Raw genomic sequence first — 26,395 nt, 5'->3', positions numbered from 1 at the left:
AATAGCCGTTCCGCAGTAGCGGAACTGGCATTCCGTTTGAACGTAATTTGCACTTCCAGAACCTTGACATATTCCTGATTATTTTGATTTTCTGCTATTGCCAAAGAAATCAACTTCATGCCAACATTGACCTTAACTGGTTGCCCATTACGATCGAATAAAGGAAGTCCATAGTCGGAGGTTGTAGTTCTAATCAGTTCTTCCAAATAGGAATACGCAAAGGGCGTAAGTACGGAGAAGGAATCAGGGAATTTCTCGTATATTCTTTGCACTTCTCCCCAATCAGGAGCCCAGTTCCAAAAATGTGCGTAATCTATTATTTGATTGAAATCTTCTTGCAGTGCCATAGAATGACCTCCTTCTTATATTGAAATGTATAATTTTATTGTAGCACGATTGGCTGTGGATTCAATATCACTTATGAGATAGCTGTGTTTTTCATGGATACAGCTTTTTCATGGGCTACAGTAGGATTATACAATACATTTACAAGAAGTATGAATATTGCAAAAGGAAGAGGTATAGATTTTAATTTTGCTGATGGCATGATCTGTGACTGGAAAAATGAAAGGGAATATAGGTTGTTGGGGTATATCTCACACATGAGTGAAAACATAGCGGATGGTTACCTACAATGATTTCATTAAGGATATGACCATCATAAGCAAAAAAGTACAGAGACGTATAACTGTATAATATACTTCTCTGCACTTTTTAGCTTATGAGATATATTTATTTTTCCTTATTTTCTGGTGGAACGTACTCCAACAGATCCTCGATCTTACAATTCAATGCACAGCACAACCTGGCTAAAACAGCGGTATCCAGCCGTGTTACCGTTCCTTTACAAAACTGGTTGAGTTGGGTCCTTTGCATTTCGGCGCGGTGAGCCAATTTGTTCTTACTGATGTTTTGCTTTTCTATCATTTCATCCAATTTAATCCGGATAGTTCCATAATTACGATCTTCCATATACCATTACCCTCAACTACAATATTATTCAGAGATTGTAAGTATAGGATAACTAATATATAATTGAATTATAAGTTGTAGAATCTCTACTGTAATTACTTGCACATACTTATTCCAATGGGAGGAAATTTTGATTATGGAAAAAAGTTTATTCAACGAATTGACCTTGGAGCAAAAACAAAAATTACTGACATTGCCGGCAGAATTGAAACATTTCACTCAGACTCAATGGGCTGCAATATACGGGATCGTACCTATGACACAAGAACTTTTTGATAGTATTCAGTTGGAACGTTTGAAAGCAGGAGAGGAACTGGAATCTGCTGCCCTGGATACATTTCTGAAATACCCTGAGTTTGCCCTTAATTACAGCAGTCGGCTCGAAAGTGCCTTAATCACTTCAAATACTATCTCTTCTGACTATGCAGAAGAAAATTTTAAGCAATTATATGAAAAAATGCGGCATTCTATATATGCGAAATTTCAATATGATATAGGCGCATAAGCTAAGAGAAATCAGGAATTTAAAAATTCTGACCTTCTTGTAAACATTTTGTCACATACGACATTATCTTATATAAAAAGACAGAGAACCCTCTTATATAATTATGTTTTGCCATATACCTAGATAATAAGAGAGTTCCCCGAATAATATTTTATCTATATTATTACTCATTCAGCTCTTCAAAGAAATCATTAAACTCACATTCAAAGATTTCCTTCATGGCCATCAGTTCGCTTACTTTAATATTCATCCGATTTGTTTCCAGCTTCGCATAGGTACTTTTGGAGATCTGGATCCCCATGAGATTCATTTTGGCAATCACTTGATCCTGTGTAAGCTTTCGGCTATACCGTATTTTCTGTATGTTCCCGCCAATGTTCATATCCGGTCTGAGTTTCTGCATGATATTCCCTACTTTCATCAATAATTCGTTATTAAGAAACTTTTGTATTGATAATAGCCGAGAAACTTCATATAATGTTTCGTAATAGAGAAATATCTGTAAGCATATCAAACACACAAAGGAGAAAACAAATCAATGAAAGAACAAGCAAAAACCCCCGTCTTTCAGGAAGACAACGGTACCTGGGCTCATCTGACCAAATTGGTAAATCCTCTTATCTGCACCATTGAATACGGCCGTCGTACCGGGTTTTCATCCCGGGAAGAAGCAGAAGAGAGCTTCCAGCGTTCCCTGGTTTCTTACCAGGATCAGTTGTCCAAACTGAAAAAGGACCGGGATATGCCTTTTACCTTTTCGGAATATCTGGATTACTGGCTGAATGATGTATGTGCTCAGGGTTCTAATGGCAGCCGTACACTGGTTCAAAAGCAATGGATCATAAAACTGATCATCCAGCCCCATCTGCATAAAGATATTCTTTTGGGATGTGTCACTCCTGATTATCTCAATAGGGTTCTGGAATCCTGCCAGGCTTACTGCTGCAACGGAGGCTATTATGCATATAAGCTGCTGCACAACGCTTTGAAAAACGCCCGCGTAAACAATTATCTTCCGGATATGGACTTCCAGCAGATCCGACACTATCCGGAGCCTCCCGGAAATCCGGTTTTCTATTCCCCGGAACAGCTTCGCACATTCCTGACTGCCGCTTCCAATTCCAACCATTACCTGGAGATTCAACTGGCTCTTTTTTGCGGCCTGACACCTGGGGAAATCCTTGGACTGAAGTATTCGGATTTCAACCGTCATGAGCAGACCATCACAATCCAGAGGATCTGTACCTCGAACGATTCCGGGAAGAACTGCCAGTTAAAAAAACTGGAAGGGACCAAACAGAACCGAACATTAAAAATCCCTTCTTTTCTATTTCCAGAACTTTCTACCCGGCGAAAAGAAAACCGGAAACTTCTGGCAAGATATCCTTCTGCTACAGAATATAAATCTTATCTTTGCCTCGGTCCCACTGCAAAGATAAAATCTGCTGTTACATTAGGAGCCGCTTTAAAAACGATCACCACAGAAACCGGCCTTTCAAAACTGAACATGCGTGATCTGAGATATATGTTCGCCCGTTTTCTTCTCGAACAGGATTTTTCCCTTGAAACAGTCTCTGGTATCCTTGGCCACACAAAACAGACTACAACACTGGCATTCTGTAACAGGATTCCATGTACGGATCCTGAAGTTGGTGCTGTCGTTGCAGGTTCCCTGGATCCGGTCCTTGGTGCTGAAAAAAAGAGGGGGAAATAGCCTGTGAAAAAGAATGAGATCTATCCCCAGATGCAGGTAAAGGAAACCTTCCTTTATGGCAGGCTCATCTCTGGGAAATCCCTTGGTGACGTTATATATGTAAAAGCCAGACGAAAATACTGTTTTCGTCTTTTACTTGTTTTTGAATCCGGCGATGTGAAGATGGTACAGCGGGCCGCCTCTTCCAACAAGCAGCTGGCCCGCCAGAAAAGGGATGAGACTCTCATGGAAATCGCAAAAGGCAGTTTCATCCCCTTTTCTTATACCGTGAAAGAGTTTTATGATTTCTGGTTTTACCATCATATGATCGGGCAAAAAAGGATCACTTATAATACCTACAACGCTTACCGGAATATCATAGAAAACTACCTGCTCCCTGCGATTGGTCATAAAATGCTGGATACGCTGCAGAGAAAAGACCTGGTAAATGCATTATCTGCTATCCCGTATCAGAAAGTACAGAGAACTGCAATCGGTGTGGTCACAGGTTCCCTTTGTTACGCCCTGAAACACAACTGTCTTTCCAGGGATATCTATACCGGAATCTCTTCCGAAGTAAAACAGCCATGCCTAAAGAAAAAAGCGGATACCCGGCAGCAGGTTTATACCGTGGAACAGGCTGCCCATCTTTTATATCTGTGTAAGCAGCAGGAACCCATGATCTATCTGCCCATGCTCCTTGCCGTCACTGCCGGCCTGCGGTTCTCCGAGATCACCGGACTCCGGTACAGCGATATTGATTTCCTTGGCAAGAAACTTTTTGTGGAACGACAGCTTGGAAAGGACCTGTACATGGAAAAACAGCAGGAAAACAGGCCGGTACTGTGCAGTGAACTCCCACTGAAAACCAAAAACAGCAAAAGAGCAGTAGTACTGGCTGATTTTGTCCTGGATGAGATCCTCCTGGAACGGCAGCGCTACGAAAAACGCAAAGCTTCTGATCCAGGGTTCCTGGATCTGGGCTACATCTGCTGCCATGAAAACGGGCAGTGCCATAACCGCAGTTTTTATATCAAACCATATAACCGCCTGATGGAACAGAGCGGAATCTCCCGGCTGCCCTGGAGAAAATTCCGGAATACCTACGCCACGATCCTCGCCCAGTACCAGGTCAACACGAAAACGATCTCCAAATGCCTGGGGCATTCCAGTCCAGAATTCACAAGCAGGGTTTATGTAGCCTTCCAGGAACAGGAAACCTATGATATCTCAAAAATAATCGAAGATTATGTGTTGACCCATCATCTTTTACCGAAAAAACAGGGCAGTGTGGAACAGAGGCCCTACCAGCTTCCTGATGCTCTTGCTTATCGGAATTATTTCTATGATTAAATTTCTTCTTTAACATTTCTTCTTCATTTCTGTATCCCCGGCTCATTACAACTCACAGATAAGCCGGGGAATTTTTGTATCAATTTTTCTAAAAAAATGTTCTTATAAAAAACGTTATTCCGACCCCAATCATACATATTTATAAAAAACAAAGCTGCTAAAAACCGGTACCCATAGCAGATAAAAACAAAACATTGATTTTTTTTAAAATTTTTCAAAAAACAGCAGAAAATTTCCGTTCTTCTGACAATATATTCTTAAAAAGCTATCGAAGCTTTCGAACAACAAAAGCGGGATGGGAAAGAGCCCTTTCATTTCCCACCCCAAAATTTTCAGGAGGATAACGTTATGAACAAACTCAAAGAACTATCCATTTTTTATTCACCTAAAGAGCTCTGGTGTTGCCGTACCAGAACGCTGAATGCTGTATCAGGGACGGTCGAGTATCATACCCACACCGGATTTACCACCCAGACAGAAGCCGAAAAAACATTAGAAGAAACAGAAACTGTTTTTCAGAAAGACTGGAAAAACAGGAAGATGTGCAGCAGCTGCTTTTGTACTTTCACGGAATACCTGGAAGACTGGTTTGAGAAACTTCCGTCAGATATCAGCAGCACTACAAAAGTGAAGTATCACTGGATCATCTACCACCTTATCCTGCCCAGGATTGAAACAGACCCACCGCTTGGCCACATCGATGCAGACTATCTTGATGCCGTGATAGATGCCTGCAAAGAATATTGTGCAAGTGCAGAATATGCGGTTTATAAACTGCTGTACAGGATCGCCACCTCCATATGGATGAACGGGTTCCTCCCATATAACCTTGCTTCTGCACTTATTCCCCGCAAGGAACCCCGTTCAAACGTATGTATCTATACAAAAGAGCAGACGAAAGTTTTCCTGCAGGCAGTGAAGAATGATCCTTATTCCCACCGTCTTGAGTATGATCTTGCATTGTTCTGCGGCTTACGTCCGGGCGAGATCCTGGGGCTGACCTATGAAAATTTCCACCCGGATACCGGGGAACTGGATATCCATAAGCAGTATACAAAAGACGGCGTTCTTCCCACTGAAAACGCTTCTTCCAGATACAGTTACAAGGATCTGGAAGAAGAACGTTTCCGTTCCCTGAAGGTACCGCTTTTCGTAAAGGACGAGCTTTCACTCCGCCAGATGGAAAACAACCATTATTTCCTGGAGCATCCGGATAAGAAAGACCCGCAGGCATTCTGTGTCAGCAGCCGCGGCTCCATAAAAACACTGGTGACCCTGAATACGAGACTGAAGCATATTACAAAAGACTGTGGTCTTCCCCTTATTTCCATGTACGATCTCCGCGACATGTTCGTCTGGACCATGCTGGAAAACAATTGCAGTCCGGAATCCATCCAAAAACTTACCGGCGGTGTTGAAATAGACCGGATCCTGGCAGCCCTGTAAATGCATTCCTTTTACCCAGATTTTCAAGGAGGATCTTATTATGAATCAAGATAAAAAAAATGTCTTTCTGTCACACGACCATTTATGGTGCAGTCAGACGAAACGCATAAACCATGAGAACCAGGTGGCTGTTTTATGTATACATACTGGATTTTTTACCCGTTCCGGAGCAAAGAAGGATTACAAAGAAACAACCCGTCTTTTTCAAAAAGAGCTGGCGGCCCTGAAAGATTCCAGTCATTGTCCTTTTTTGCTTAGCGAATATCTCGATTACTGGTTTCACAAAATATACCTTCCAGCATGCACCTGTGAAAACACCGCAGTAAGATATCGCTGGATCATTGAAAATGTCATCCTGCCAAATATGGAAACGGACCCACTTATTCAAACTGTTGATACCGGATATATGGAAGATCTGATCCGGTCCTGTCAGAAATATTGTAAAGGTACCGAACACGCTGTTTATGAATTATTGTGTTCGGTTACAGAGTCCGCCTGGAAGCAGGGACATTTGAAGCAGGAGCTGGTTTTGCCTCCAGTCCGCAAAAAAAGGCCAGAGCCCATGATATCTCTCTATACCAGGGAACAGACCAGGCTTTTTTTAGAAGCGGTGTATCAGGCGCCCTGCCCACACCGTCTGGAATTTTTTCTGGCTCTATTTTGTGGATTACAGCCAGGGGATGATGATGATAAAATAAGACTAAATCAACGGAAACCCAGTAAATACAAGGGGTTGAGTCGATTTGGTCCTGAAAAAAACTTGCAACGAATCAACAAATTTATGAAGGAAAGGCCTATCTTTTATAAAAACCTTATTCAGATGAAAGAAAATTTCCGCTTTTATCGGAAATGCTTTTACTGCATCACGAAAGTGGTGATATTACAATTTAATAGAGTAAAACAGGACCGAATTAGCTCGTAATGGATGAAAATCTGTTTAGCTGATTCGGTCATTTTTATTGATTGAAAGGTGATGAAAAAATGGCTAAAATTATTTCTATTGTAAACCAAAAAGAGGGAACGGGAAAGTCCGCATGTACAGCTAATTTAGCAGTAGGATTGGCACAAAAGAATATGAAAGTGTTAATTGTAGATGCAGATCCACAGTCTGATGTATCCGCAGGATTTGGATATCGTGATTGTGATGACAGTAATGAAACACTTACAGCTCTTATGGATGCAGTAATGAAAGATGAAGATATTCCTTCCGACTGTCATATCAGACATCAGGCAGAGGGAATAGACATTATCTGTTCTAACATTGGACTGGCAGGTACAGAAGTACAGTTGGTAAATGCAATGAGCAGGGAATATGTATTGAAACAGATATTATATGGTATCAAAGATCAATATGATGCGGTCATCATTGATTGTATTGGTAGCGGAAATGGCGGCATCATCAGTCAATTAAAGATGCAGAATGAAATGAAGTTGACGGATGAAAGCTGGATCAGCTATCAGCAGGGAAAAGGCAATGAAGAATATCAGAAGTATATGGAAGATCTGACGGATATGCAGAATCATGTACTGCCGTATCTGCAGAGCTTTTGCAGTCTGGAAGAAAAAGGTGTGCAGGAGAGACGAGAACAGCAGGTAGCAGAGAAAAATGAGAGCAGAGAAGCTGTGCCAAGAGCTGGCGTTGAAGCAAATATAGCAGTTAAGGACGCAGGGAAAGCTGAAAGAAAGCCAGTAGCACAGAAAAAGGCAATGCCAAGAAAAGAAACCGTCAATCCATGAACGCTTAGAAATCAATAAGAGAATTATCCAGGAAAAGCAGGGAAAAGATAAGCCGGAGAGAGGAGCTGATTTGGGTGTAAGGACAGTGTAGAATAAGTATAACGAGTCGGAGGTCATGAAGATTATTGTGACCTTCGGCTTTTTGTAAATTGTTAAAAGAATTATATTGTTATATGATTTCGTAAGTGATATACTTAAACATAAGGAAAACCGTGTGAAATTACAGTTTGCTTTTCGCACGGTTTCTTTTATACATAGTAGTTAGCTAAAACTAACAACAGAACGATGTGAAAGTACTTTTGACTATACCGAGGAATACATAATGCTAATGAATGTTTTTGAAGGTATACTGATTCCATTTGTTGGAACAACGCTAGGTGCAGCATGCGTGTTTTTTATGAGAAAAACACTTAGCAAGTTACTACAACGTGCACTTGCAGGGTTTGCAGCAGGTATAATGGTTGCTGCTTCAATCTGGAGTCTTCTGATTCCGGCAATTAAACAATCTGAGAATATGGGAACTTTATCGTTTGTTCCGGCAGTTGTTGGGTTCTGGATTGGTATATTGTTTTTACTTGCACTTGATCATTTGATTCCACATCTTCATGTTGGAAGTGATCAGGCAGAGGGACCGAAAAGCAAACTTGGCCGTACTACGATGATGGTGTTGGCAGTTACGTTACATAATATCCCTGAAGGTATGGCAGTTGGTGTTATGTATGCAGGATTTCTTGCTGAAAATGCACAGATTACAGCAACAAGTGCACTTGCTTTATCACTTGGAATTGCTATCCAGAATTTCCCGGAAGGAGCAATTATATCCATGCCGCTTAGGGCAGATGGTGAAAGTAAAAGAAAGGCATTTCTGGGAGGTGTACTTTCAGGAGTCGTTGAACCGGTTGGAGCAGTAATGACGATTCTTGTCGCACAGCAGGTAATCCCGGCATTACCATATTTACTCAGCTTTGCAGCAGGAGCTATGCTATATGTCGTGGTTGAAGAACTAATTCCGGAAATGTCTCAGGGACAGCACTCGAATATCGGTACGCTTTTCTTTGCACTTGGATTTAGTTTGATGATGATCTTGGATGTGGCACTGGGATAAGAGGAGAGGAATGATTCTTATGAGAATATTGATTTATGGTGCTGGTGTGATTGGATCCTTGTATGCGGCTTTATTTGCAGAAGCCGGTTATGATACAAATATTTATGCCAGAGGTAAAAGACTTGAGGCTTTAAGAAATAATGGATTGCAATATAAGAAAAATCAGGAAGTAATAAAGGCAGAAATTAGGATTCTTGGAGAACTACCAAACGATGATATTTATGATTTTGTTTTGCTTACTGTCCGGGAAAACCAACTGTATAAAGCACTTACTGAATTGAAAAATAATAAAAGTAATACGATTGTTACAATGATAAATTCACTGGACAGTTACAATAAATGGGAAGACATTGTTGGAAAAGGAAGAATATTACCAGCTTTTCCAGGAGCAGGCGGAAGTATAAATGATGATGGAATCCTTGATGCAGTACTTACTCCAAGGTTGATTCAGCCGACAACATTTGCAGAAATATCAGGAAATAAATCCGAAAGAACTAAGCAGTTTTCAGAGATATTAAGGCATGCTCATATACCATACAAGAAAGTAACGGATATGCATCTATGGCAGCTTTGTCATCTTGCTATGGTGGTACCGATTGCGGATGCGTATTATGAATCAGACGATCCGGAGAAAGTAGAAAAAGAATGGAAAATCATGAGGAAAACAGCAGAAAGGCTGAAAAGAAATTTTAATTTTTTGCGAAAACAAAAGGGTAAACTGTCACCATGGAAAATGAATATTTTTTGCTTTTTGCCATTGTCATTTCTGACGATTATGCTGGCAGTTACATTTGGAAGTAGTTTTGGAGATAAATTTATGTATCAACATGCTATGAAGGCACCAGATGAAATGAGGGAATTACATAAGCAGTTTTATGCTTATATTAAAAGAATGAAGAAATGCGGATGCAAGACGAAAAAGGTACTGTGATTGGAGAAAAAGCATGAAAAATGAAGAATATAAAAAATTGTCAATTAAAGAATTTACAAAAGCAGCAGGAAGATATGAAAGTAGCCATGCTGGTATTTACGAAATGTGCAAGAAAGATTATCCGGATATTCTGGAAGAATTAGAGAAGGAGCCTTTTAGAGATTTATTAGATGCAGGCTGTGGGCCTGCTCCGATGATTTCTTTATTAGCAGAAAAATATCCAGACCGACATTATACAGGACTGGATTTGACTCCGGCCATGATTGAACAGGCAAAAAAGAAAAATATTTCAAATGCAACATTTGTTGTAGGAGACTGTGAGAACTTTCCTTTTGAAAATGATTCATTTGATGCAATTATTTGTTCTATGAGTTTCCATCATTATCCGAATCCACAGGCATTTTTTGACAGTGTGAAGAGATGTCTTCGCCCAAATGGAAGATTGATACTGAGAGATGTGACCAGTGACAATAAAGTATTGGTATGGCTAATGAATACATTGGAAATGCCGTTGGCAAATATATGCGGACATGGAGATGTCCAAGTGCCAACAAGAGATGTGGTCATAAAATGTTGCAAAAAAGCAGGATTAAAAGTAGAAAAATTTGAAATTCGTAAAGGTATGCGAATGCATTGTGTTGTGAGAAAACCTATGGGAAAGGCGATAGGAAATGAAAGATAAGTATCTTAGGGAAACACGAATGGTTGATTTTTCTAATCCGGCAATTCAAAAACTTATTCAAAATATGAAATGGAAGGAAATGGGTGAATTTGAAAGGATTAAGGCAATCTACAACTATGTAAGAGATGATGTTTTATTTGGATATAATATTGATGACGGAATTTCAGCTTCAAAAGTACTTGCAGATGGTTATGGACAATGTAATACAAAAGGAACTTTATTTATGGCACTTTTACGTGCCTGCAATATTCCATGCAGAGTACATGGTTTTACGATTGATAAAAGATTGCAGAAAGGGGCTATGACCGGGCTTGTTTACCGTAATGCTCCAAAAAGTATTTTCCATAGCTGGGTAGAAATTAATTTCGAAAATCAGTGGTACGAACTGGAAGCTTTCATTTTGGATAAAACCTACATAAAGAAGTTACAGGAACAAAATTCGGAATGTACAGGTGCATTTTGCGGTTATGGAGTAGCAGTCAAGGATTTCAGAAATCTCAGTATTGAGTTTGATAGGAACAATACTTATATTCAAAGCGAGGGAATCAATCAGGATTTTGGTGTTTATGATTGTCCAGATGAACTTTTGAAGGAACATCATCAAGAAATTTCAGCCTTTAAAGCATTTGCTTATAGACATATTGGAAGACACCTCATGAATCATAATGTCAGGAAGATTAGAGAACGATAGTTTTAAGCTTTTAGAATTAAAATTAAATTTGGAGGGTAATATGGCAGACAAAATACAAAATGCTTATGAAACATCAAAAAATATATATGACGATGTTCTTACGCAAAGAAATATTTTCAGCAAACTGTATATTAAGTTATTTTGGAGTGGCACTGATGATAATGATATAGCACGAAAAGTTTTATCATATGTTCCTGATGACTTTTCAGGAAATCTTCTTGATGTTCCGGTTGGAACTGCTGTATTTACGGAAAACAAATGGAGTTCTCTGAAAAATGCACATATTACTTGTATTGATTACAGCATGGATATGCTTGAACAAGCCAGAAAAAGACTTGGTAGTCATGCACATATCAAATGTATTCAGGGTGATGTGGGAAATCTGCAAATGGAGAATGAATCTGTTGATACTGTTGTCAGTATGAATGGTTTTCATGCATTTCCTGACAAGCAAAAAGCATTTCATGAAATATGGCGTGTTTTGAAACCAGGCGGCAATTTTATTGCCTGCTTTTATATCAGGGGAAAATCGAAACGGACAGACTGGCTGGTAAAAAATATTCTTGCAAAGAAAGGGTGGTTTTCTCCACCATTTCAGACGGAGAAAGAGCTGAGAGATATCCTTCAAAAACTATATAAAGAAACGGATATCTATGTTGACGGTTCTATGGTATATTTCCGTTGTGTGAAGTAATGCAATGATGCTGGATTTATAATAAAGTTTCAGATAATAAGTCTGGAACTTTATTTTTGTCTAAATGGATTATTGCTGTCCGTTCAGGTCTGGATAATGCTCGATTCTCATGTTAAGATAATAGAAAAGGTTAGATAAAACTAACACAAAGAAATACCACTATGTGAAAGGAGAAGAAATTTGAATATAAATGAAATTGCAAGACTTGGAAGTAATGTGAAGCCTGTGATTCAGAATGAGAATTGCTCTGTTCTTATATTAAATGATGCGACAGGAGAGGGCGTTATGACGGTTTACCGAGTAATGCCAGGTGTGATGATTTGTTTTTCAGACATGCACATGGAACAGTGCGCATCTGAATTTGAATTGAAGAATGACAGAAAAATATTCTGTATTGACCACTGCCGGGAGGGAAGAATTGAGATGGAGGTAAAGCCAGGTGTGTTCAGTATTATGCAGGAAAATGAACTCCGTTTGGATAACAGAGAAAATCATAAGGGGACGACTTATTATCCGTTGAAGCATTATCATGGAGTCAGTATTTTCATGGAAGTTGCGGAAGTTCAGAAGGCACTTGATGAAATGTTTCATGGATTTTCCGTATCTATTGAGGAGCTTCGAAGCCGTTATTGTTCAGAAGAGAAACCTTATGTAATTCGTGGAGATAAGGAACTGGGGTCAATTCTTTCCGGATTTTACCAGAAAAACATGGCACATCCGGAACTTGCAAAAGCAAAAGAATATTATCAGATAAAAGTCGTGGAATTATTGTTGTACTTAAACACGATGACCGTAGAAGACAGGAAAGAAGTCAGACCATATTATTACAAAACTCAGATGGAAAAAATCAAAGGGATTCATGCGCAGATCACAGGGAATCCTCAGACACGGTTTACCATCGAAGAACTTTCCTCTATGTATGAGATTCCACTGACAACTATGAAAAAATGCTTCAAAGATGTTTATGGAGATTCTATTTATTCTTATCAGAAGAGATACCGCATGAATCTGGCTGCAAATATGTTGTTACAGGATAAGGCGAAAGAAATACAGGAGATCGCCTCCTGTTTAGGATATGAAAATCCGGGAAAATTTTCATCTGCATTTCGAAGTGTGATGGGGTTATCACCTGTAGAGTACAGATTTCGGAAAGGGGAAATATTAGATGGGAAATAGGAAAACATCAGAAAAAAAAGACAGCTGGCTGAAAGTATTGCTTGGCTATACCGAAGGAAGCGGGCAAAGGCTTGGAATATCCGTTGTTTTATCTGTTATCAGTATTATCAGTGGACTCATGCCATATTATTGCATTTACCGTGGCATTGATTTGTATATAAGAAATCTGAACCAGGCTCCTATGCAGGAAATTTTAAAGTGGTGTCTATATGCCTTACTCTTTTACACTATAAAAATCGTAAGCTTTTCCGCATCCACATGGATTTCCCATATAGCAGCTTATCACATATTGGAGGGTTTAAGGCTCCGCCTGACAGACCGGTTTCTGAAAGCACCATTAGGAGATGTGGAAGGGCACAGTATTGGTGAAATCAAGAGCATTATGGTAGAAAAAATCGAAAATATGGAACCACCCATTGCTCATATGATTCCGGAAGGAAGCGGACATATCCTGCTTCCGGTAATCAGCTTTATCGCTTTGCTTACGCTGGACTGGAGAATTGCACTGGCTTCTCTTGTAACCGTTCCATTGTCTTTGGTATTTATGACACTTACCATGATTATCAGCGGAAAAAGTTTCACTCAGTACGACGAATCCAATGCACATATGAACAGTACTATTGTGGAATACATAGAGGGCATAGAGGTTATTAAGGCATTTGGCAGGGCAGGAACCTCTTATGAGAAATATGCAAAAGCAATTCTGGATTATAAGAAATTCGTTGTGAAATGGCTGTCTTCCACCTGGATTACCATGAAAATGACATTCGCCCTGTTTCCATCGACACTGCTTGGAACTTTGCCTGTGGGACTGTATCTGACGATGCATGGTCAGTTGACCATATCACAGCTTGTGCTGGCAGTCATGCTGTCCATGTCCATGGTGACATCTTTTGCAAAAATAGAGGTATTCTCTGAAAATCTTCGTGAAATGCAATATAACATCGAAAGAATACAGGATTTTCTTACGATGAAAGAATTGCCGGAGCCTTCTGTATATGCAAATATCAACAGCTATGATGTGAAACTGGAAAATGTGCATTTCTCTTATACCGGTGAGGAAAAGGACGAGGTGATGCATGGAATTGACCTGACAATGCCAGCAGGAAGTTTTACCGCATTGGTCGGACCGAGCGGGGGAGGTAAATCCACGGTAGCAAGGTTGATCTCAAGATTCTGGGATGTGACATCAGGAAGTATTACCATAGGTGGTGTGAATATTAAGGAAATTCCATTGTCACAGCTTTCAGAAATGGTTAGTTTTGTGACACAGGATAATTTCCTGTTCCGGTGTTCCATTCTGGAAAATATACGTCTCGGCAATCCGACTGCATCGGATGAAGAGGTGCGGGAAGCGGCAAAAAAGGCATGCTGCCAGGAGTTTATAGAGAAGCTGCCGCAGGGCTATGATACCCCGGCAGGGGAAGCAGGAAAACGGTTATCCGGTGGAGAAAAGCAGAGGATTGCCATTGCCCGAATGATATTAAAAAATGCACCAATCATCATTCTTGACGAAGCAACTGCATTTACGGATCCGGAAAATGAGAACAAGATCCAGAAGAGTATAGAAAAACTGACAAAAGGCAAGACATTGCTGGTCATTGCACACAGACTTTCCACAATCACAGATGCAGACAAAATCGTTGTTTTGAAAAATGGCTGTATAGAAGGGGCGGGAACCCAGGAAGAGCTGCTTCAGAATTGTCAGCTTTATCAGCGAATGTGGCAGGCTCATGTGGGAGCAAGACACTGGGCAGTGGGAAGTCAGAAAGAAGGTGAAGACTCATGTTTGGCACTGTAAAAAGAATCATTGACTGGTGTGGCAGTTTTAAAAAGAATCTGTATATCGGTTTTGTTTTTTCCTTTTTTTCAGGCTGGTTTGCGGCAATGCCGGTCATATGGGCGGCATATACGATCGGAAAGCTTGTAGAATGCGAGGGGCAGGGAAAAACTATTTCAGCGGATTGGATTGGGAAAAGTATCGTAATTCAGCTGCTTTTCATCTTTTTGCGTTTTCTGTTTGATTATTTAAGAGCAAGATTTCAGGAGTCGATCAGCTATGAATTGATTGCCAGAGACAGACTGGCAGTGGGAGATGCGCTGAAGCGTGTATCTTTAGGATATTTTCAGAACATGAATACAGGTACGATTCTTAATTCCATCACGACAGGCCTTCATACACTGGAAGGAATGGGAATCCGTATGATTGATAACTTTGTAGGAGGTTATCTGAATTTTATCTGCATCCTTTTGTGGCTCACCTGTGTGAACTGGAGAGTAGGGCTGATTGCAGTAACGGGTGCCGCTGTTTCCCTGATATTCCTGTTCATCATTTCAAAATACAGTACAAGAAATGCACCAATCCTTGCTGCGGCAAACAAGGATCTGACCGGAGCAACCCTGGAATACGCGAGAGGACTTTCTGTAGTGAAATCCTTTGGAAAAGCAGGAGCTTCTATGGAGTCAATGAAAAAAGCATGCAGGGACAGCCGTGACATTAATCTGAAAATAGAATGGGGATATATTCCTTATAATGCACTGCATCTGCTGGCGTTAAAAACAGCAAGTGTGTGTATCGTAATTGCTGCGTTTTATCTGGGATTTTCCGGACAGTTGGATTTTACTTATATGATGTTTGTGATTCTGCTGTCATTTCATGTGTTTGGTTCTTTGGAGCCGATTGCAGACTGTGCTCATGTACTGGCTGTCATTGATGACGCCCTGGAGCATTTGGATGAATTGACAAAAGAGTCATTCATTGATGCAGATGGACAGCAGATAGAGATTGCACACTATGATATCGAATTTCAGAATGTAAATTTTTCTTACGGGGAAGGGAAGGAAAGAAGACAGGTGCTCCATAATGTGAATCTGAAAATTCCGGAGTATTCAGTTACAGCAATCGTGGGTCCTTCCGGAAGCGGAAAATCTACGATCTGCAATCTGATTGCCCGGTTTTATGATGCAGACAGTGGAAGTGTTCGTGTGGGAGGACATAATGTGAAAGAATTTACCTGTGACAGTCTGTTATCCAACATTTCCATGGTATTTCAGAATGTATATCTGTTTCATGATACAGTGAGGAATAATATTTGCTTTGCAAAACCGGATGCAACAGAAGCGGAAATGGTAGAAGCGGCAAAGAAAGCATGTTGCCATGAATTTATTATGGCATTACCGGAAGGATACGATACTGTCATCGGAGAAGGCGGAGGGAGCCTGTCCGGTGGAGAAAAACAGCGCATTTCCATCGCAAGAGCGATTCTAAAAGATGCACCAATTATTATACTGGATGAAGCAACAGCCAGTGTAGACCCGGAAAATGAACATCTGATCCAGGCAGCTATATCGGAACTTACAAAAGGAAAAACCATAGTAACCATTGCACACAGACTGGCGACGATTGAACAGGCAGACCAGATTCTGGTGGTAGATAATGGGCAGATTATTCAGAGAGGAACCCATAGAGAACTTGTGGCTGTTCCTGGAAAATATAAGGATTTTGTAGATATTAGAAGTCAGTCGGAAGGCTGGAAAATCGGCTAAGGAGGAACGAAAGACATGGAAGAATCAAGAAAATTATCAGGAAAGGATCTTATTACAATAGGAATCTTCTCTGCAATTTATTTTATGCTCAATCTGGCAGCTATGTTTACTGGATTTGTGCCAGTGTTGTGGCTGCTGTTACCGGGCGTGACAGGAATTGTGACCGGAATCCCATTCCTGCTTATGACAGCTAAAGTGAGAAAACCAGGGGCAGTATTTATTATGGGAACAATTACTGCATTGCTTTATTTCGTGACTGGTCAGTTTACAGTATTGTTACTGATTACATTTGCTATTGCATGTATATTGTCGGAACTGTACAGGTCTGTGACAAAGTATGATAACAGTTTTACACATATGATGATATCGTTTGTGTTTTTCTGTTATGGAATGCTTGGCTCTCCACTGGCAATATGGGTGTATAAAGACAGTTTTTTGGCGCAGATTCAGCAAAATGGAATGTCTGCAGAATATGTCCGGTCTTTATCGGGATTGATTTCTACGCCAATGCTGATTATACTTTGTATCTCTCCAGTCATAGGAGGCGTGATTGGAGCGTTGATTGCTAAAGGTTTATTCCGTAAGCATTTTAAGAAAGCAGGGATTGTCTGATGAATAAGAGAACAGTCATCAATCATCTTGATCCAAGAGCTGGGCTGTGGCTGCTTTTAATGGCAAATATTGGTATGTTCTGTCAGAAAAATTCTGAGCAGGGGAGTATGCTTTCAGGCATATTTCTCCTGCTTATGCTGGTGCATGGACTATATAAGGCGGCAGGTAAAGGTATCGTTTTACTTGTTTCTTTTCACCTTTTACTAATGTATGTATTTCCGCAGTGCCCCGCATGGATGAATATGGTGTTTCCAGTTTTAGTTAATTATTCATTGCGTATGCTGCCGTGTGTTTTGGCAGGTTTGTTGCTGCTTCGAACATCGTCCATGCAGAAAATGATCGCTGCCATGTATACACTGCATCTACCACAAGGATTTATCATAGCAATGTCTACGACACTTCGATATTTTCCAGCTTTGAAAGAGGAGTTCGTACATATAAATGCTGCTATGAAACTTCAGAATATCTCATGGGCATCCCGCTTGGAGTGTACGGTAGTTCCATTGATCGTGTCTGCAGTCAATACATCGGATGAAATAGCAGCGGCGGCAGTGGCAAGAGGAATCGAGAACCCAGGAAAAAAGACTAGTGAAATAACACTTCACATGGGAATTTCAGACGGGTTGATAATGATTTTGGTAACATTTGGAATACTTATAGTGGTGATTGCGGGATAAAAAAATGATAAAGTTTGAAAATGTAAATGTAACAATGCAAGGAAAAAGAATTCTGTCAGATATAAATCTGGAGATACAGGATGGGGAGTTCGTATTGATATGCGGGGAAAGTGGATGTGGAAAAACCACAATGACAAAACTGATTAATGGATTGATTCCGCATTTTGTAAGGGATGTCAGCGTAGATGGAACGATTACGGTTTGCGGGAAAAATGTTGCAGAGATGCCTATGTATGAGATTGCAGAGCTTGTAGGGTCTGTTTTTCAGAATCCAAGAACTCAGTTTTTTTATACGAATTCTAATGCTGAGATGGCATTTGGCCTGGAAAACAGAGGCGTGGAACCGGAATATATACGAAAAAGAATTAAGAATACAATAAATGAATTAGATATAGAGAAGCTGGAAGACCGGGATGTATTTTCCATGTCAGGTGGTGAGAAACAGCTTCTTGCGTTTGCATCAGTATATGCCATGAATCCGCAGATTTATGTGCTGGATGAGCCGTCAGCGAATTTGGATATAGCAGCGATGGAAAAGCTGAGTGAAAGAATGAAGGTAATTAAGGAGAAGGGACATACTGTAGTTGTGGCAGAGCATCGTCTGGCATGGATCCAGAAATTCGCAGACAGAATTATTTATATGAAAGAAGGACGTATAGAACAAGAATTTACATCAGATGAGTTTAAGGCTTTGTCTGATCTGAAACGAAAACAAATGGGGCTCAGAAGTATCGTTCCTGAACAGATACAGATCCCGGAGATTACAGGAAACTCAGAAGACGCAGTACTTCAGATTTGTAACCTTTCATGTAAGAGAAAGAAACAGATGATTTTTCAGAATATTAGTTTATCTGCAAGAGCGGGAGACATCATCGGTATCACAGGGAAAAACGGTGCCGGAAAATCTACTTTTTGCAATTGCTTGTGCGGTCTGCTTAAGCCCAAAGGCGGCGAGATTCTGTATCAAGGGAAAAAGCTGTCGGAAAAGGCCCGGACCAAACTGTTCGGGATGGTTATGCAGGAAGTCAATCATCAGTTGTTTTCAGATAGTGTGAAAAATGAATGTATGCTTGCAAATGAAGAAGCCTCTGAACAAGAAATCAGGGAATTACTTGAAAAATTTGACTTGGAAGAGTATGCAGAATATCATCCGATGATATTATCTGGTGGACAGAGACAGAGGCTTGCTATTTGCCAGGCAGTTATGGGTGAAAAAAAGCTGCTTATTTTCGATGAACCTACCAGTGGGTTGGATTTTAGGCATATGTGTCAGGTGGAAAAATTGATGAAACAATTGTCAGAAGAAAAATATATTATTATAGTTGTAACACATGACTATGAGTTTTTGAATCGAGCTTGTAAGAGGTATATTAGAATAAATAGTTAACTTTTAGGAAAGGAAAACGGATTAAAGGAAGAAATTATCCATTCATGAACGGCTTGAGATTAATAAGAGGATTATTCAAGAAAAGCAGGGAAAAGATAAGCCGGAGAGAGGGGATGATCGGGGTGTAAGATAGGTAAAAGTTAAGACTGGAAGTCACTGGTGTAGGTGGCTTCTGGCCTTTTTTTTAATTAGATGAAGTGGTGGAATAAATTGCCTTTATGTGTACGGAGATTTCTCTTCTAAATTTATTAACTGATTTGCAGTAGAATTATATACAGAAAGTGTACGAGGGGGTGCAGGATGAAATTATTATATTCAGATATTCTGCCATTAGGAACAGAGGAAAATTCGCAACCACAGTTAGACTGTCCCCATTTGGCGATCTGGATTTTTTTGACTGTTGCGAGAACATCGTTAGAATTTGTCGGCGGTCAGGTTGTATCATGTGCGGCTCCCTCCTTGTAAGCCGCCGTGAGTGCCAGCGTCAGCGCGTCATCCCTTTTGAGGGTAAAAGAAACGGCGACCTTGATTCTCTCAAAACCGCCGGTAAGCATGGTATTCCCAAAGTGGGCACACGAAATTATCTGCCCAGACCAACGGTTTTTTTCTTTCCCCGTTCGGGGGCAGATAATTCATTATGCAGTGCAGGGCCGACGTGCGCTATTCGGTTCCCTGTACTTTTTTCTTCAACTTCTGAAAAGCTGTATCACTGATTGCATGTTCTATCCGGCAAGCATCCTGCTTCGCCGTTTCCTAATCATTACCAGTAATCACAAGTTCATGCGGAAATTTTTTGCTCTGCATTCCACATGGCAGCATATTTCCCGCCTTTCGTCAAAAGCTCGTCATGTGTGCCAGATTCTGCAATTCTGCCGTCCGCCACAACAAGTATCTGATCTGCATTTTTCACGATGGACAATTTGTGAGCAATCATAACTACGGTCTTTTTCTCTTTCAGAAGATTAGCGATTGCCTGCTTTACAGCCAGCTCATTTTCAATATCAAGAGACGCTGTTGCTTCATCCAGCAGCAGGATAGGACTGTTTTTCAGGATAGCGCGGGCAATCGAAATCCTCTGCCGCTCACCACCTGAAAGCAGATTGCCATTTTCGCCGGTTGGCGTGTCATACCCTTTTTCCATCTTACGAATAAATCCGTCGCAGTTCGCCTCCCGGCAAGCCGCCTCTATTTCAGTGTCCGTAGCGTCAGGACGGGCATGACGGATATTTTCACGGATGGTATCATCAAACAGAAATACATCCTGATCCACCATAGAGATTTGTTCCAGTACCCGCTCTGCTGCCACATGATCTATCGGCTTACCGCCAATGGAAATTGTACCACCGCCAGCTTCATAGTATTTTGCAATCAAATTCAAGATTGTAGACTTTCCGCTTCCAGAATCACCGACAATGGCGGTCAACTTCTGATCGAGAACCGTAAAGGAAGCGTGTTTCAAAACAGGCTCTCTGGGGACATAGGAGAAATCCACATCTTCAAACCGAATCTCATGTGTAGCTGTTTGGAATGTCTCCATACTGCCTGTTTCTTCCGGCTCGTCCATAACACCCAGGATTTTGTTTTTGGAAATCATCAGGTTTTTATAGCTGGTGAGGTCTACAAAAATAGAGTTTGCCAGCTTTGCACAGAACAAAGGCAGCATACAGATCAAAAGATAGTCTACCGTGTTCAGTGTCCCTGTGGCCCAGGGCGCATACGCTGTCCAAATAACCAGTGGGCAGGACAGCCAGCTTAAAATGCCAAATCCAGCACCGATAGGCAGTACCTTTGCTTCGTACACAAAGCTGATCCGGCAGAACTCCCGCATGGCATTGATAACGGTTTTATTCTTCAAACCACCTACGCCATAGGCCCGGAAAGTTTGAATACCAGACACATACTCCACAATGCTGCTGATATTCTCCGCACAAATATCATTCTTTTCTTTACCATACTTCCGAACCATACGGAAAGAAAGCCACAGTCCAGGGATCAAAAGCAGGTCGGCAATCAGCAGGATAATTCCGGCAGGCACATAAATGGTCATCACAAAAATAATCAGCATGAGCGACAGTGCAAAACTCTTTGCCAGATCACCGATCTTATGGGTCAGGATTTTTTCATAGTTGTTTACATCGCTTGTGATGGTATTGATATAATCGCCGGTCTGTCCCTGGGTAAACCGGGATAGCGGGATACGCTTTAAATGATCGCCCATAAAAAGTCTGATGTTTTTGCTGACCTCTGCGCCGCCAATCTGTGCTTTGGTATAACCATAGCTGTAAATCAGAATACGAAGCAGGAAAATGACCACAATTACACCAGTCAATATCAATGCCCGGTTCATGTCAAACTGCCCTGACCACAGAAATTGCATGACAGAGTAAAGAAGCATGAACAAGCTGCCGGAGAGAAGCCCTTCCAGAACAGTCCCGCCAACGCCAATATAAAAATTACGGTTCTTTTTCAATACATCATGCTTACTCATGCTGCTTGCCTCCCTCCAACTGATAAGTAATATTCCGAGCTGTTTCGTAGTTCTCCCACGCCTTCCGATAGTAAGCATTGTTCTTTCGGACTTCCTCATGGGTTCCGACACAGGTAATTGTGTGATTTTCAACCACTGCTACACGCTCGCACATCTTCAACGCGCTCAAACGATGGGCTACCACAATGACGGTCTTTCCCTTGCAGAGATTTTGAATGGCTTTGTCAATCTCCATCTGATTTTCCGGGTCAGAGGCGCTTGTGGCTTCGTCTAAAATCAAAATGGGGGCGTTCTTCAGGATAGCGCGGGCAATGGCAATCCGCTGTTTTTCACCGCCGGAGAAGCGAGAGCCAAAGCTGCCCACTTTCGTGTCATATCCATCTGGCAAGGACATGATAAAATCGTCAATCTGCGCCTCTTTTGCAGCAGCCTGCACTTCTTCCAGAGTGGCGTTGCTGCCCATTCGGATATTTTCTAAAACGCTGTCACGGGTCAGGAATGTCTTTTGAAATACGATGGCTACATTTTTCAGAATGGTATCGTAGTCAAGCTCCTTGACATTTTTTCCGCCAATCAGCACTTCGCCCTCCTGTACATCATAGAAGCGGGAGATCAGTTCAATCACAGTGCTTTTACCGGCACCAGACTGTCCCACAAGAGCCACGCGTTCCCCGTCATTGATTTTGAGGTTGACACCTTGCAGTACATCGGTCTTGCCGTCATAGGAAAATCGGACATTGCGAAGTTCAATATCGTGATTTTGGGGAAAGTCCGTTCCACCCTCATAAATCGGAATATCCAGGATTTCTTTGGTCTTGGTAACAGCGTTCAGTACATTGGCAAAATTAGTCCCCAGTTCTTGCAGGGGGCGGATTTCCGCCAGATACATGGAACCTACATAGACGAACAGCAAAAATGCGCTGGCTGCCAGTGAGCCTTTGAGGAAAAACATTCCGCCGATTGGAACCATCAGCAACATCCCACATTCGATGATAACAACAAAGGCCGCATAAGGTGGCCCCATGCGCCGGGAAGTTTCATTCCACATGGCGTTTTCTTCCTGGATAGCGTCTGAAAACTTTTGAAACGATTTGCTCCCCATGTTATAGGCTTTAATCAATTTCATACCGCTGATGTACTCAATCATAACCGAGTTCAGTGTGGTAATGGAGCGATTGGCCCGTTCCATCAGGTCATCCGTGTTGCGGAACATCATCCCCATTACAACAACAGCAAGGATCAGCGGAACCAGGGAAATCAATGCCAGAGGAATATTGACGGTCATCAGGTAAATAAAGATGACTACCGGCCCAACCAGATAGCACACAAGGTCAGGAAGGTTATGGGCCAGGAACAACTCCAGCTTTTCAATATCTTCATTCAGAACCGTTTTAATATCCCCGGTGCGCCGTTCATTCAAGGCCCCCAAAGGCGCTCTGGCTATGTGTTCCGCAACCATGCAGCGCACTTTGAACAGTGCGCCGTATGCGCCTTTATGGGCTGCCACGCCGGAACAGCCGAATAATGCAAAACGCAGGGTGACAGCAGCGGCAATCATTGCCACAGTCTGTACCACAAGTTCTTTTGTGCAGGCATTGTTAAATGTGGCATCCATCAGCCTGTAAATCCCAATGTAAGGGACGATAATGCAGAGACCACTGACCGCCGATAGAAAAATCGCCAGAAACAGCCAGATTTTCTGCTCACCGGCCCAGTGGAGCAGCAAAGCCACTCTGTTTTCCTTTTTCTGCTTCATAGACTACCTCTCCTTTCCATCTGAAACAGAGAACAGCTCTCTCAATTTCGGGAGGGCATCCATTGTAACTTGTACATCATCGGGCATTTCGCCCTCGTCAAAATGCAGGACACGGGAGCAGGTACGGCAGACAAACTCAAAATCATGGGTAACAATGAAAATAACCTTTCCCATATTGGACAACCTGCGGATCAGTCCTGCCACCTGTGTCATACTGTCAAAGTCAAGGCCGCTGGTCGGTTCATCGAATACCAGCAGGTCTTTCCCACAAATCATACTGACGGCTACCGCCACCCGTTGTTTTTGACCGCCGGAAAGTGTGTTTGGATGGCGTTCTCGGTATGGGGCAAGCCCCAGTTCCTCCAAAGTCGCATTTATCAGCGTTTGATCTGGATTGCGGATACCAAAGGAACACTCTGCTTCCACACTGTCAGCAAAAAGTTCATAATTTACATCCTGCATAACCATATAGGAACGTTTCAGCCTTGCCTTACGATCCATCGGCTTACCTTCCCACAGAAATTGTCCCTCGCAGTCTTTGTGAAGCCCGCAGATGGCGCGGGAAAATGTAGTCTTTCCGGCTCCGTTGTGACCGACCACTCCGATCACTTCACCCTTTGTAGCAGAAATATTGATATTATGTAAAATCGACCGTTCCTTATAATGCAGCGCCACATCACATAGCCTCAGCATTTCCTTTCCAGATGCAGGCTGACATGTCAATGGACGAACCTCCTGCAAATCCACTGCCCGAAGTCCCATTCGTTCTCGCATATCCTGAGGCAACCGCCGCAATTCCTCCGGCGTGAAAATATTTGTAATCCTGCCGTTATCCAGATACACAATGCGGTCTGCAATATCCATCAGGTAATATAGACGGTGTTCGGCAATCAGAACGGTTTTGCCCTGCGCCTTTATCAGTCGCAGATGTCCCGCTAATTCCTGGATCGAAGTCATGTCCAGATTAGAGGAAGGTTCATCAAGCAGATAGATTTCCGGGTTCATTGCATAGACTGACGCAAATGCAATTTTCTGCTTTTCCCCTCCAGACAACTCAAAAATATTGCGGTTCCGCAGATTTTGAATATTCAGATCATCCGTTGTCTGATCTACACGCTCTGCCAGCTCTTTCGGAGGCAGTGCCTCATTTTCGATTCCAAAAGAAATCTCGCTGTCAGTATCCACGTTAAAAAACTGCGTCCGGGGATTCTGAAAAACCGAACCGACCTTTGACGCGATCTGATACATAGGTAGATTGCTGATTTTCTGCCCGTCTACCAATATGCGGCCTTGTAACTCACCCTGATAAAACTGCGGAATCAGACCATTTACCAGCCTTGTAATTGTCGTTTTCCCACATCCGCTGCGTCCGCAGAACAGGACACATTCGCCGTCTGAGATTTTCAGATTGATTTCATGCAGGCCATTATGTTCCTGTCCCTGATATGAAAAAGACACATTTTCAAATTCAATCAACCAATCACACCTCCCTGCAAACACAATTCGAGTGCAAAAAAGGCAACAGCAACGCTCATTCCGATCCAGTCCGCAGCCCCACATTTTATCTGAACAAGGCAAGTGCGGGGACTGGGGTTCTCAATGCCACGAGTAATAGAAGCGATGGAAAGTTCGTCTGCCGCTTTTGAAGCTGCCATCATCAGCGGTACATAAATACACTCGATTGTCATTCCCGGATTTTTAAGAAACCCGGCTGGCGTTGGGGAAACATCCCGCATACGCATAGCGTCTTTGATAAAGCGCCAATCCTCCTGAATAGTTGGAATGTAGCGCAGCATGACCGCCAGCGGGATAACCAGCTTTTTGGGTGCATGAATCCGGTTCATTGCTGATAAAAATTCGCTGACTTTCGTTGTTGACAAGACAATTCCGGCCAACATACCACAGGCATAAACCTTATGGAACAGACCGAGAAACGCCACAAACATTGTCCGCAACGTGCCAGTCATCTCTGTCATGATCCACACCGTCAAAACACAGATAACAGCATAGAAGCACACTGCGTTTACAGCATACTTCCACTTTCCGAACAATACTCCTAATAATGCAATCAGAAGTACAAGTATAAATTGATATCCGAGTGACGGAGCAACCATGGACGCCAGTACACACATCAGAATAAGAAAGAGTTTGGCCCGTGGATCGAGCCAGAACCCTTTCTTACGGTTTTCACCCATCATGCTGTAATACCTGCTTTTTCAAACTGCTTTATTAACATCCGGCTTCCTACTATGGCACTGATTGTGGCCGTCACAAGCACAGCTGCGAACATTGCAATCAGAATCCCGGTATTTGCCGTTGCCTGCATGGTATCAATGTAGCCCTGTTCCGTCCCGTTTCCTAACATTGTTTGCGCCCATCCATCCGGGTCTGCAAAGAACACGAGATACGAGCCTGTTCCACCGAGGGAGAACAGGATGTAGGAAATGATATTGAATTTTTTGCTTTTGTACTGTCCTGCACCAGCGACAAAATCAGCGATGATACCCATAAGCATATACCCAAGAGCAAAAGCCCAATGCATACCCGTCACAAACCAAACAATGCCAATCAGAACCCCCATGATCGTCAGGCTCCAGCGTTTTTGCACTTTAGCGACCATCAATAAGTAGATTGGCCCGCAGAGCAGGGCGCTGCCTGCCGGCATATAGAATGTAAGTACCGGGTTTGTTGCAAAGAAAACACCGCCCACCATCGTGAAAACGAACAGCAGCGCCGTAAAGATTCCTGTCGTTACCAAGTCCTTGACGGACAATCCTTTTCTCACAGTTTCTTGATTGCTCATAAAATTTTCCTCCTTGTTTCAGGAGCGATTGACCTTTCGCCCCGAATCTGTTATAGTATGATTAGTTACTGCTAACTACGTTCCTATAATACTCATAGGACGAAGATTATGCAATAATTCAGGGAGATGTTCGTCCTTTCA

26 protein-coding genes and 1 pseudogene are annotated in these 26,395 nt (G+C 42.0%); 18 read left to right on the top strand and 9 right to left on the bottom strand.

The features are described 5' to 3' along the window. A partial coding sequence (locus tag DWZ38_RS17160) for a hypothetical protein (protein ID WP_207661330.1) occupies positions 1 to 347 on the bottom strand: 347 nt, incomplete at its 3' end. Between the two features lie 93 nt (positions 348 to 440). Between DWZ38_RS17160 and DWZ38_RS17155 the strand changes: the two genes are divergently transcribed. Continuing rightward, positions 441 to 638, top strand: a complete 198-nt coding sequence (locus tag DWZ38_RS17155; RefSeq protein WP_147343030.1) for a hypothetical protein — start codon at positions 441 to 443, stop codon at positions 636 to 638. Positions 639 to 732: 94 nt separating this feature from the next. On the opposite strand, the gene DWZ38_RS17150 is transcribed toward DWZ38_RS17155, so the two are convergent. Continuing rightward, complete coding sequence (locus DWZ38_RS17150) at positions 733 to 972, bottom strand: helix-turn-helix transcriptional regulator (protein ID WP_117854310.1); 240 nt, start codon at positions 970 to 972, stop codon at positions 733 to 735. A gap of 136 nt (positions 973 to 1,108) precedes the next feature. Between DWZ38_RS17150 and DWZ38_RS17145 the strand changes: the two genes are divergently transcribed. Then, the gene (locus DWZ38_RS17145) at positions 1,109 to 1,477 is read left to right on the top strand and encodes a hypothetical protein (protein WP_117854309.1); all 369 of its coding nucleotides are present in this window, start codon (positions 1,109 to 1,111) and stop codon (positions 1,475 to 1,477) included. 163 nt (positions 1,478 to 1,640) lie between these two features. Here DWZ38_RS17145 and DWZ38_RS17140 read toward each other — a convergent pair whose 3' ends face one another. After that, positions 1,641 to 1,880 carry a helix-turn-helix transcriptional regulator gene (locus DWZ38_RS17140; protein WP_117854308.1) on the bottom strand — a complete coding sequence of 80 codons (240 nt, stop codon included), beginning with the start codon at positions 1,878 to 1,880 and terminating at the stop codon, positions 1,641 to 1,643. 135 nt (positions 1,881 to 2,015) lie between these two features. Here DWZ38_RS17140 and DWZ38_RS17135 point away from each other — a divergent pair, with 135 nt between their 5' ends. The 16 genes from DWZ38_RS17135 (at position 2,016) to DWZ38_RS17060 (ending at position 19,207) form a co-directional block, all read left to right on the top strand. Next, on the top strand, positions 2,016 to 3,191 hold the full coding sequence (locus DWZ38_RS17135; RefSeq protein WP_117854307.1) for a site-specific integrase: 1,176 nt from the start codon (positions 2,016 to 2,018) through the stop codon (positions 3,189 to 3,191). A gap of 3 nt (positions 3,192 to 3,194) precedes the next feature. After that, the gene (locus tag DWZ38_RS17130; RefSeq protein WP_117854306.1) at positions 3,195 to 4,523 is read left to right on the top strand and encodes a site-specific integrase; all 1,329 of its coding nucleotides are present in this window, start codon (positions 3,195 to 3,197) and stop codon (positions 4,521 to 4,523) included. A gap of 348 nt (positions 4,524 to 4,871) precedes the next feature. Next, on the top strand, positions 4,872 to 5,969 hold the full coding sequence (locus DWZ38_RS17125; protein ID WP_117854305.1) for a site-specific integrase: 1,098 nt from the start codon (positions 4,872 to 4,874) through the stop codon (positions 5,967 to 5,969). A gap of 40 nt (positions 5,970 to 6,009) precedes the next feature. Continuing rightward, positions 6,010 to 6,891 (top strand): hypothetical protein, encoded by an 882-nt coding sequence (locus DWZ38_RS17120; RefSeq protein WP_117854304.1) that lies wholly within the window; start codon positions 6,010 to 6,012, stop codon positions 6,889 to 6,891. A 59-nt stretch (positions 6,892 to 6,950) separates the two neighbouring features. Then, positions 6,951 to 7,706, top strand: a complete 756-nt coding sequence (locus tag DWZ38_RS17115) for an AAA family ATPase (RefSeq protein ID WP_243000327.1) — start codon at positions 6,951 to 6,953, stop codon at positions 7,704 to 7,706. Between the two features lie 322 nt (positions 7,707 to 8,028). Next, the gene (locus DWZ38_RS17110) at positions 8,029 to 8,811 is read left to right on the top strand and encodes a ZIP family metal transporter (protein WP_202031117.1); all 783 of its coding nucleotides are present in this window, start codon (positions 8,029 to 8,031) and stop codon (positions 8,809 to 8,811) included. A gap of 19 nt (positions 8,812 to 8,830) precedes the next feature. Further along, positions 8,831 to 9,742 (top strand): 2-dehydropantoate 2-reductase N-terminal domain-containing protein, encoded by a 912-nt coding sequence (locus DWZ38_RS17105; protein ID WP_117854316.1) that lies wholly within the window; start codon positions 8,831 to 8,833, stop codon positions 9,740 to 9,742. 13 nt (positions 9,743 to 9,755) lie between these two features. Then, a complete protein-coding gene (locus DWZ38_RS17100; protein WP_117854302.1) occupies positions 9,756 to 10,424 on the top strand; it encodes a class I SAM-dependent methyltransferase in 669 nt (222 codons plus the stop codon). Then, positions 10,414 to 11,115, top strand: coding sequence for a transglutaminase family protein (locus DWZ38_RS17095; RefSeq protein WP_117854301.1), 702 nt, complete (start codon positions 10,414 to 10,416; stop codon positions 11,113 to 11,115). Before DWZ38_RS17100 ends, DWZ38_RS17095 begins: the two co-directional genes overlap by 11 nt. Next, the gene (locus DWZ38_RS17090; RefSeq protein WP_243000326.1) at positions 11,090 to 11,809 is read left to right on the top strand and encodes a class I SAM-dependent methyltransferase; all 720 of its coding nucleotides are present in this window, start codon (positions 11,090 to 11,092) and stop codon (positions 11,807 to 11,809) included. Before DWZ38_RS17095 ends, DWZ38_RS17090 begins: the two co-directional genes overlap by 26 nt. A gap of 180 nt (positions 11,810 to 11,989) precedes the next feature. Next, positions 11,990 to 12,985: a helix-turn-helix domain-containing protein gene (locus tag DWZ38_RS17085; protein WP_117854299.1), complete on the top strand. Its 996-nt coding sequence runs from the start codon at positions 11,990 to 11,992 to the stop codon at positions 12,983 to 12,985. Then, complete coding sequence (locus tag DWZ38_RS17080) at positions 12,975 to 14,786, top strand: ABC transporter ATP-binding protein (protein WP_117854298.1); 1,812 nt, start codon at positions 12,975 to 12,977, stop codon at positions 14,784 to 14,786. The genes DWZ38_RS17085 and DWZ38_RS17080 overlap by 11 nt, the downstream gene beginning before the upstream one ends. Beyond that, positions 14,771 to 16,531 (top strand): ABC transporter ATP-binding protein, encoded by a 1,761-nt coding sequence (locus DWZ38_RS17075; RefSeq protein ID WP_117854297.1) that lies wholly within the window; start codon positions 14,771 to 14,773, stop codon positions 16,529 to 16,531. The genes DWZ38_RS17080 and DWZ38_RS17075 overlap by 16 nt, the downstream gene beginning before the upstream one ends. A 15-nt stretch (positions 16,532 to 16,546) precedes the next feature. Further along, positions 16,547 to 17,143 (top strand): MptD family putative ECF transporter S component, encoded by a 597-nt coding sequence (locus DWZ38_RS17070; RefSeq protein WP_117449263.1) that lies wholly within the window; start codon positions 16,547 to 16,549, stop codon positions 17,141 to 17,143. Further along, positions 17,143 to 17,820, top strand: coding sequence for an energy-coupling factor transporter transmembrane component T (locus DWZ38_RS17065; RefSeq protein WP_117854296.1), 678 nt, complete (start codon positions 17,143 to 17,145; stop codon positions 17,818 to 17,820). Before DWZ38_RS17070 ends, DWZ38_RS17065 begins: the two co-directional genes overlap by 1 nt. 4 nt (positions 17,821 to 17,824) lie before the next feature. Further along, on the top strand, positions 17,825 to 19,207 hold the full coding sequence (locus tag DWZ38_RS17060) for an ABC transporter ATP-binding protein (protein WP_117854295.1): 1,383 nt from the start codon (positions 17,825 to 17,827) through the stop codon (positions 19,205 to 19,207). Between the two features lie 660 nt (positions 19,208 to 19,867). Here DWZ38_RS17060 and DWZ38_RS22925 read toward each other — a convergent pair. The 6 genes and pseudogenes from DWZ38_RS22925 to DWZ38_RS17030 form a co-directional block, all read right to left on the bottom strand. Next, a pseudogene (locus DWZ38_RS22925) lies at positions 19,868 to 19,972 on the bottom strand (iron dependent repressor, metal binding and dimerization domain protein); the annotation flags it as partial. A gap of 13 nt (positions 19,973 to 19,985) precedes the next feature. After that, positions 19,986 to 21,695 carry an ABC transporter ATP-binding protein gene (locus tag DWZ38_RS17050; protein WP_117854294.1) on the bottom strand — a complete coding sequence of 570 codons (1,710 nt, stop codon included), beginning with the start codon at positions 21,693 to 21,695 and terminating at the stop codon, positions 19,986 to 19,988. Further along, positions 21,688 to 23,451, bottom strand: coding sequence for an ABC transporter ATP-binding protein (locus DWZ38_RS17045; RefSeq protein WP_117854293.1), 1,764 nt, complete (start codon positions 23,449 to 23,451; stop codon positions 21,688 to 21,690). The genes DWZ38_RS17050 and DWZ38_RS17045 overlap by 8 nt, the downstream gene beginning before the upstream one ends. Before the next feature lie 3 nt (positions 23,452 to 23,454). Beyond that, positions 23,455 to 24,927: an energy-coupling factor ABC transporter ATP-binding protein gene (locus DWZ38_RS17040; protein ID WP_117854292.1), complete on the bottom strand. Its 1,473-nt coding sequence runs from the start codon at positions 24,925 to 24,927 to the stop codon at positions 23,455 to 23,457. Then, on the bottom strand, positions 24,924 to 25,649 hold the full coding sequence (locus DWZ38_RS17035; RefSeq protein ID WP_117854291.1) for an energy-coupling factor transporter transmembrane component T: 726 nt from the start codon (positions 25,647 to 25,649) through the stop codon (positions 24,924 to 24,926). Before DWZ38_RS17035 ends, DWZ38_RS17040 begins: the two co-directional genes overlap by 4 nt. After that, on the bottom strand, positions 25,646 to 26,254 hold the full coding sequence (locus tag DWZ38_RS17030) for an MptD family putative ECF transporter S component (protein WP_117854290.1): 609 nt from the start codon (positions 26,252 to 26,254) through the stop codon (positions 25,646 to 25,648). The genes DWZ38_RS17035 and DWZ38_RS17030 overlap by 4 nt, the downstream gene beginning before the upstream one ends. Positions 26,255 to 26,395 lie beyond the last annotated feature (141 nt).

This window comes from Ruminococcus sp. AF31-8BH, from assembly GCF_003460605.1.
GTDB lineage: Bacteria > Bacillota > Clostridia > Lachnospirales > Lachnospiraceae > Blautia_A > Blautia_A acetigignens.
This window is presented reverse-complemented; position numbering and strand designations above follow the sequence as displayed.

What these genes read in the sequence shown, in the direction of transcription:
- DWZ38_RS17125 (WP_117854305.1), top strand. Translation starts at nt 4,872, where the DNA reads ATGAACAAACTCAAAGAACTATCCATTTTTTATTCACCTAAAGAGCTC.
- DWZ38_RS17145 (WP_117854309.1), top strand. Translation starts at nt 1,109, where the DNA reads ATGGAAAAAAGTTTATTCAACGAATTGACCTTGGAGCAAAAACAAAAA.
- DWZ38_RS17115 (WP_243000327.1), top strand. Translation starts at nt 6,951, where the DNA reads ATGGCTAAAATTATTTCTATTGTAAACCAAAAAGAGGGAACGGGAAAG.
- DWZ38_RS17105 (WP_117854316.1), top strand. Translation starts at nt 8,831, where the DNA reads ATGAGAATATTGATTTATGGTGCTGGTGTGATTGGATCCTTGTATGCG.
- DWZ38_RS17150 (WP_117854310.1), bottom strand. Translation starts at nt 972, where the DNA reads ATGGAAGATCGTAATTATGGAACTATCCGGATTAAATTGGATGAAATG.
- DWZ38_RS17060 (WP_117854295.1), top strand. Translation starts at nt 17,825, where the DNA reads ATGATAAAGTTTGAAAATGTAAATGTAACAATGCAAGGAAAAAGAATT.
- DWZ38_RS17140 (WP_117854308.1), bottom strand. Translation starts at nt 1,880, where the DNA reads ATGCAGAAACTCAGACCGGATATGAACATTGGCGGGAACATACAGAAA.
- DWZ38_RS17110 (WP_202031117.1), top strand. Translation starts at nt 8,029, where the DNA reads ATGCTAATGAATGTTTTTGAAGGTATACTGATTCCATTTGTTGGAACA.
- DWZ38_RS17155 (WP_147343030.1), top strand. Translation starts at nt 441, where the DNA reads ATGGATACAGCTTTTTCATGGGCTACAGTAGGATTATACAATACATTT.
- DWZ38_RS17030 (WP_117854290.1), bottom strand. Translation starts at nt 26,254, where the DNA reads ATGAGCAATCAAGAAACTGTGAGAAAAGGATTGTCCGTCAAGGACTTG.
- DWZ38_RS17095 (WP_117854301.1), top strand. Translation starts at nt 10,414, where the DNA reads ATGAAAGATAAGTATCTTAGGGAAACACGAATGGTTGATTTTTCTAAT.
- DWZ38_RS17070 (WP_117449263.1), top strand. Translation starts at nt 16,547, where the DNA reads ATGGAAGAATCAAGAAAATTATCAGGAAAGGATCTTATTACAATAGGA.
- DWZ38_RS17100 (WP_117854302.1), top strand. Translation starts at nt 9,756, where the DNA reads ATGAAAAATGAAGAATATAAAAAATTGTCAATTAAAGAATTTACAAAA.
- DWZ38_RS17080 (WP_117854298.1), top strand. Translation starts at nt 12,975, where the DNA reads ATGGGAAATAGGAAAACATCAGAAAAAAAAGACAGCTGGCTGAAAGTA.
- DWZ38_RS17045 (WP_117854293.1), bottom strand. Translation starts at nt 23,451, where the DNA reads ATGAAGCAGAAAAAGGAAAACAGAGTGGCTTTGCTGCTCCACTGGGCC.
- DWZ38_RS17135 (WP_117854307.1), top strand. Translation starts at nt 2,016, where the DNA reads ATGAAAGAACAAGCAAAAACCCCCGTCTTTCAGGAAGACAACGGTACC.
- DWZ38_RS17050 (WP_117854294.1), bottom strand. Translation starts at nt 21,695, where the DNA reads ATGAGTAAGCATGATGTATTGAAAAAGAACCGTAATTTTTATATTGGC.
- DWZ38_RS17075 (WP_117854297.1), top strand. Translation starts at nt 14,771, where the DNA reads ATGTTTGGCACTGTAAAAAGAATCATTGACTGGTGTGGCAGTTTTAAA.
- DWZ38_RS17065 (WP_117854296.1), top strand. Translation starts at nt 17,143, where the DNA reads ATGAATAAGAGAACAGTCATCAATCATCTTGATCCAAGAGCTGGGCTG.
- DWZ38_RS17090 (WP_243000326.1), top strand. Translation starts at nt 11,090, where the DNA reads ATGTCAGGAAGATTAGAGAACGATAGTTTTAAGCTTTTAGAATTAAAA.
- DWZ38_RS17120 (WP_117854304.1), top strand. Translation starts at nt 6,010, where the DNA reads ATGAATCAAGATAAAAAAAATGTCTTTCTGTCACACGACCATTTATGG.
- DWZ38_RS17035 (WP_117854291.1), bottom strand. Translation starts at nt 25,649, where the DNA reads ATGATGGGTGAAAACCGTAAGAAAGGGTTCTGGCTCGATCCACGGGCC.